The 5,441-nt window shown below is 65.6% G+C and carries 7 protein-coding genes; 2 read left to right on the top strand and 5 right to left on the bottom strand.

All coding sequences use genetic code 11. The features are described from left to right. Window positions 1-72 precede the first annotated feature (72 nt). A complete protein-coding gene (locus AC5JJ6_RS39710) occupies window positions 73-432 on the bottom strand; it encodes a hypothetical protein (RefSeq protein WP_496047329.1) in 360 nt (119 codons plus the stop codon). A 195-nt stretch (window positions 433-627) separates the two neighbouring features. On the opposite strand from AC5JJ6_RS39710, the gene AC5JJ6_RS39705 reads away from it, so the two are divergent. Then, the gene (locus AC5JJ6_RS39705; protein WP_496047328.1) at window positions 628-1,533 is read left to right on the top strand and encodes a polysaccharide deacetylase family protein; all 906 of its coding nucleotides are present in this window, start codon (window positions 628-630) and stop codon (window positions 1,531-1,533) included. A 27-nt stretch (window positions 1,534-1,560) separates the two neighbouring features. On the opposite strand, the gene AC5JJ6_RS39700 is transcribed toward AC5JJ6_RS39705, so the two are convergent. From AC5JJ6_RS39700 to AC5JJ6_RS39685, 4 genes are read right to left on the bottom strand one after another with little or no spacing between them, the layout of a single operon-like run. Beyond that, a complete protein-coding gene (locus AC5JJ6_RS39700) occupies window positions 1,561-2,793 on the bottom strand; it encodes a cysteine desulfurase-like protein (RefSeq protein WP_496047327.1) in 1,233 nt (410 codons plus the stop codon). Window positions 2,794-2,806: 13 nt separating this feature from the next. Next, window positions 2,807-3,328 carry an ureidoglycolate lyase gene (locus tag AC5JJ6_RS39695; protein ID WP_496047326.1) on the bottom strand — a complete coding sequence of 174 codons (522 nt, stop codon included), beginning with the start codon at window positions 3,326-3,328 and terminating at the stop codon, window positions 2,807-2,809. Continuing rightward, window positions 3,328-3,999, bottom strand: a complete 672-nt coding sequence (locus AC5JJ6_RS39690) for an amino acid ABC transporter permease (protein ID WP_496047325.1) — start codon at window positions 3,997-3,999, stop codon at window positions 3,328-3,330. The genes AC5JJ6_RS39695 and AC5JJ6_RS39690 overlap by 1 nt, the downstream gene beginning before the upstream one ends. 44 nt (window positions 4,000-4,043) lie before the next feature. Beyond that, window positions 4,044-4,862: a transporter substrate-binding domain-containing protein gene (locus AC5JJ6_RS39685; RefSeq protein ID WP_496047324.1), complete on the bottom strand. Its 819-nt coding sequence runs from the start codon at window positions 4,860-4,862 to the stop codon at window positions 4,044-4,046. A gap of 207 nt (window positions 4,863-5,069) precedes the next feature. Between AC5JJ6_RS39685 and AC5JJ6_RS39680 the strand changes: the two genes are divergently transcribed. Beyond that, a partial coding sequence (locus AC5JJ6_RS39680; protein WP_496047323.1) for a FadR/GntR family transcriptional regulator occupies window positions 5,070-5,441 on the top strand: 372 nt, incomplete at its 3' end.

Genomic DNA, 5,441 nt, shown 5'->3' with positions numbered 1-5,441 from the left:
TTTAACTTACCGTGAATCGTAAGTTACAAAGATTTCAGCTTTGTAACCGCATTGGTCCGACCGGCTGCGGCATCAGCGTATCGGCTTGCGGCCAATCGTCTCTATCGCGACCCTGATGCTGCCGATGCCGGCCTGATAGTCCCAGGCATTGCAGGCCTTGTTGCCCTCGCCGCGCAACGTGCGCGCCGATGCCTTCACGGCGTCCTCCACCTTGGCGGCCGCGACGCTGTCGTCGAACTGGCCGATCAGCACCTGGCAGGTGACGGCGCTCGCGATGTCGGCCTTCGGCGGCTCGGGTGCCGGAGCGGCGGCTTCGACCGGTGCGGGCTCCGCCGGATCGGCGGTTTGGGCCGTAGCGGGCAGGACGGAAGTGGACAGAAGAAGTGCCGTGGCCGTCATGCCGGCCATCGCCATCCTTTGGGTGAGGTTCATGCGAGTCCTCCATTTGCTTAATTTTTAGCATGAGAACCGAAAGGGGTATGAAGTGTCAATCCGCGTGACCGGATGGGGACGGGGGTGGGCTATCGCGCCACAGGGGTACCGGCATTGCGGACTGGGAGCGGCCGAGTACCCTCGGCTAACGTTGCGGTCCGACCAAGACAGGACACGCAATAAGGTTTCTCCCGCATGGACAAATATTCCGGTGGCGGCTTGCCGGATCATGGACGCTACGCGTATTCCCCGATCAGGGGGAGGCCCGCCTGGAACTGGCCCGGCGGCAAGCGGCTGGCGGTCTATATCGGCCTCAACCTGGAGCATTTCGCGTTCGGCGAAGGGATGGGGGCGGAGCTTTGCGCAGCCGGGCCGCATCCGGACGTCCTCAACTATGCGTGGCGGGACTACGGCAACCGGGTGGGAGCGTGGCGGCTGCTCGACCTGTTCGACAGGCTCGGCTACCCGGCATCGGTGCTGGTCAACGGCTCGCTGTACGGCTACTGCCCGGAACTGGTGACGGCATTCCGCGACAGGGGTGACGAGATCGTCGGCCATGGCTGGACCAATGCCGCCCGCCAGGGAACGCTGGATGAAGCCGCCGAGGCGGCGCTGATCGCCGCGAGCACCGCCGAGATCGCGCGGCGGGAAGGCAAGGCGCCGGCGGGGTGGCTCGGCCCCTGGATATCGGAAAGCCGGGTGACGCCCGACCTGCTGCACGAGCAGGGCTACCGCTACGTGCTGGACTGGTGCATGGACGACCAGCCGGTCTGGCTGAAGACCAGGACCGGCAGGATCCTGTCGGTGCCCTATCCGCAGGAACTCAACGACATACCGTCGATCGTGGGCCGCAAGGACACGGCGGCCGATTTCGCCGACATGATCGTCGATCAGTTCGACGAGATGCTGGAGCAGGCGGCCGACGGACCGCTGGTCATGGGCATAGCGCTTCACGCCTATCTGGTCGGCCAGCCTTACCGCCTGCGGCACCTGCGCCGGGCGCTCGCCCATATAGCGGCCCAGCGCGACGACATCTGGCTGACGACGGCGGGAGCCATCGCCGACCATTGCTACGAGCTGCCGGAAGGGACGATCGCCTGAACGGCTAACGTCTGAACGGCGGACCGGTCAGAGGATCCGGTCCAGCGCCTCGACCAGACGGTCCACCTCGGCCACCGTGTTGTAGTGGACCATGGAAACCCTGATGACGCCGGCATGGCGGGTCAGGTCCAGTTTCTCGATCAGGCGGCGGGCGTAGAAGTCGCCGTAGCGGATGCCGATCCGGTGCTCGTCCACGCGGGTCACGACGTCGTCGGAGCGGTGGTTCTCCGCGATGAAGCTGATGGTCGGCACCCGCCGTCCCCGGTCGGCGGAGGGATTGCCGATGATGCGGACGCTGTTGCGGCTGCGCAGGAAGGAGAGCAGGCGCTCGGCCAACTGCTCCTCCTGCTGGGCGATGGCGTCGAAGCCGGCCAGGATCTGACCGCGCCGGTCCGTCCGGCTGCCGGTGCGGCCGCCCAGTTCCACCATATAGTCGGTGATGGCGGTGCAGCCGACCGACAGCTCGTAGTTCACGTTGCCCTGCTGGAGCTTGTAGGGAACGACCTCCCGCCCGATGAAGAAGTGGTTCAGGCTGGGCAGGGCCAGCAGGTGTTCGTATTTGCCGTAGAGCACGGCATGGTGCGGGCCGTAGACCTTGTAGAAGCTGAAGATGTAGAAATCGACGTCCCAGGCTGCCACCTCGACCGCGCGGTGCGGCGCCAGCGCCACCGCATCCACGACGACGCGGGCACCGCGCTCGTGGACGAAGCGGGTGATCTCGGCGACCGGGTTGATGGTGCCGAGGATGTTGGACGCGTGGGTAAAGCAGACCAGTTTGGTGCGCGGCGTCATCAGCACGTCGAGGTCGGCAAGCTCCAGCTCCAGCGTTTCCGGGCGGACGGCCCAGGTCTTGACGACGGCGCCCTTCTGCTCGGCCAGCTTCAGCCAGGGTCCGATATTGGCTTCGTGGTCGGTATCGGTCACGACGATCTCGTCGCCGGGTGCGATCTCCTCCGCCAGGGCGGCGGCCAGCGTATACATCAGCGCCGTCGTGGATGGCCCCATGACGATCTCGTCGGGGCGGGCTGCCCCGATCAGTTCCGCGATGCTGAGATGGGCATCGCGGACCCGCGCGCCGGACTGCTGCGAGACGGCGTAGCTGGCGCCGAGCTGGACGTTGCTGGTGAGCAGGTAGTCGGAAATGCGTTCCGCGACCGTCGCCAAGGTCTGCGACCCGCCGGCATTGTCGAAGAAGACCCAGTCGCCGGCCAGCGCCGGGAACTGGGCCCTGATGTAATCGAGGTCGAGGGCAGGCAGCATGCCGGAAGAACTCCTATTGAACCTGATTGGATAGCGGGCCGACCGTCAGGGCGGCGGGCAGATCGAAGAACTGGCAATCGATGGCGGGGTCGAGCGCCTTTCCCATCGCCATGACGAAATTGGCCGGGCGGTCCAGCGCCACCAGAGGGCAGTGCCAGACGCCGGGTTGATAGTTGATGGCCTGGGACCCGGTCGCGACGAAGGCGGCTGCCTCCGCCGGGATCGGGTTGCCCCTGATGTCGGAGGGCACGGTGACCACCAGATAGCGGCCGGCGTTCATCGGAATGAAGAGCTGGCTGCTCAGCGGATGGCGCTCCAGCCGCTCGATACGGAGCGGCAGGGTGGAGGCGTCGATCCGGTAGACGGCGGCGACGGGAACCGTCTCCGCCAGCAGGCGGTCCAGCCGGGCGCCGCTGTCGAAGCGGTCGGCGCGGCCGTCGTTGACCCGGCTGACCTCCCCCAGGCCAGCCTGGAGGACGTCGCCGAAGGGGGTGAAGGCCTCGGGGTGGAGGGGCTGGGGAGTGATGATGCCCATCAGCGTTTTCCAATGGCGAAGCGCCGCTCCAGCGTGCCGACGATGCGGACCATCGGCAGCAGCAGAAGCAGGTAGATCAGTGCCGCCCCGACCAGCGGGGTCGGGTTGGCGGCCAGCGCCTGGGCCTGGGTCGCCTGCTTCAGCAGGTCCGGCATGGCGACGACCGAAGCCAGGGCCGTGTCCTTCATCACGTTGATGCAGTTGTTGGTGATCGGCGGAATGACCACCCGGAAGGCCTGGGGCAGGATGACGAAGGTCATCATGCTCCAGTACCGCAGCCCGAGCGCCTTGCTCGCCTCGAACTGGCCGGACGGCACCGCCTGGATGCCGGCCCGGAAGATCTCGGCGGAATAGGCGCAACTCACCAGCGACAGCGCCGACGTGGCCGCCGCGAAGGGCGACAGCCGCAACCCGACGAAGGGCAGGGCGTAGTAGATCAGCACCAACAGGACCAGGATCGGAATGGCACGGAACAGGTCGATATAAGCGACCGCCAGGGCCGCGAACGGCGCCGGCGCGTACATCCGGACCAGCGCCAGGAACAGCCCGGCGACCAGCCCGATCAGGATGCTGGTGACGCCGAGGCTGATCGTGGTGGTCAGCCCCAGCAGGAGCAGGGGGAAGGAGTCCCGGAAGACGGCCCAGTTGAAGAAAGTCTCGAAGATATCCATGCGTCGGTATTCTGCTCCCGCCGTGTCTCAAGGCTTTTCCAGCTTCAGGACTTCGGCTTCGGCATATCGAGCACTTCGGCGGTGCTGGTGCCCGCTTCCGGTTTCGCGCCGAACCATTTCTCATGCAGGGCCGCCAACGTGCCGTCCTTCTTGATGGCGGTGATCTGGTCGTTGACCTGCGGGGCCAGCGGGCTGTTCTTCGCGAGCATGATGGAATAGCGCTCTCCGGTCGGGATGCGCTGGGCGACTTTGAACTGGGGCTTGTCCTTGCTGTAGTACAGCAGCGCCGGGATATCGCTGATGTAGCCGTCGAGCCGGCCCGCCGCGAGGTCGAGCATGGCTGGCTGAAGCCCTTCGAACTTGCGGATATCGGAGAAGCCGTACTTGGCGACGTTCTGCGTCGCCCACATGTCGCCGGTCGATCCGGTATCGACGCCGACCGTCTTGCCCTTGAGGTCTTCGACCTTGGACAGGCCGCTCTTGGCGAGCACGGTCAGCGACTGGTCGCTGTCATAGTAGGGCTGGGCGAAGCTGACCGATTCCAGCCGCTTTTCCGTGATCGTGATGGAGGAGACCGCCATGTCGATCCGGCCGGACTGGACGGCGGAGAACAGCCCGTTGAACGGGATGTTGACGATCTCCACCGACTTGCCGAGCCGCTTGCCGATCTCTTCCACCAGATCGATCTCGAACCCGACATTCTTGCCGGTGGCATCCTGGAACTCCCACGGCACGTTGCCGATGTTGGCGCCTACCGTGAGGTCGGCGGCCTGGGCGGCATTGCCGACGATGGCACAGACGGCGGTCGCCATCACGGCGGCCACGGCGGTCTTCACGGTGGCTTTCAAAAATGTCCTGCGCATGTCGTCTCCCAACGCTCCCTGTGGTGATGCTCTTGATGCTTATAGCGACGGTGGCTGATCCCTGTGGCCGGTGCGCCGTTGTCGTTGATTGCTGTTCGCAACTGGTCTGACCGGCCAGACCAGTGGATTTGAGCGAGTTTCCAGGATAGGGTCAACTGGCTAAAAGGGGACGGCACGCGAATCCGCAGGGCAGGGGAGTAAGTTCGGATGAATGTGACCGGCGGCAGGGTATTGGGAAGGGTGCTGGTTCCCAGATCGGCGGTTCAGCGAATCCAGTCGATGATTCTGGAGGGCACCCTGAAGCCGGGCGACCGGCTGCCGGCCCAGCGCGAGCTTTCCGAACAGTTCGGCATCAGCCGCGCCTCCCTGCGCGAGGCCCTGTCGGTGCTGGAGACCCTGGGGCTGGTCCGGGTCGAAGTCGGGCGCGGCGTCTTCGTCCTTGGGCCTGACGAGGATGGAGCGCCCCAGGCCAGATGGCGATTCGCCGATCGCTATTCCCCACTGGAGGTCTACGAAACCCGCCTGATGCTGGAACCGCGCTCGGCCGCCCTGGCGGCCCGGAACGCCAAGCCGGAGGAT

Source organism: Skermanella sp., from assembly GCF_059503625.1.
This window is presented reverse-complemented; position numbering and strand designations above follow the sequence as displayed.

What these genes read in the sequence shown, in the direction of transcription:
- AC5JJ6_RS39710 (WP_496047329.1), bottom strand. Translation starts at nt 432, where the DNA reads ATGAACCTCACCCAAAGGATGGCGATGGCCGGCATGACGGCCACGGCA.
- AC5JJ6_RS39705 (WP_496047328.1), top strand. Translation starts at nt 628, where the DNA reads ATGGACAAATATTCCGGTGGCGGCTTGCCGGATCATGGACGCTACGCG.
- AC5JJ6_RS39700 (WP_496047327.1), bottom strand. Translation starts at nt 2,793, where the DNA reads ATGCTGCCTGCCCTCGACCTCGATTACATCAGGGCCCAGTTCCCGGCG.
- AC5JJ6_RS39695 (WP_496047326.1), bottom strand. Translation starts at nt 3,328, where the DNA reads ATGGGCATCATCACTCCCCAGCCCCTCCACCCCGAGGCCTTCACCCCC.
- AC5JJ6_RS39690 (WP_496047325.1), bottom strand. Translation starts at nt 3,999, where the DNA reads ATGGATATCTTCGAGACTTTCTTCAACTGGGCCGTCTTCCGGGACTCC.
- AC5JJ6_RS39685 (WP_496047324.1), bottom strand. Translation starts at nt 4,862, where the DNA reads ATGCGCAGGACATTTTTGAAAGCCACCGTGAAGACCGCCGTGGCCGCC.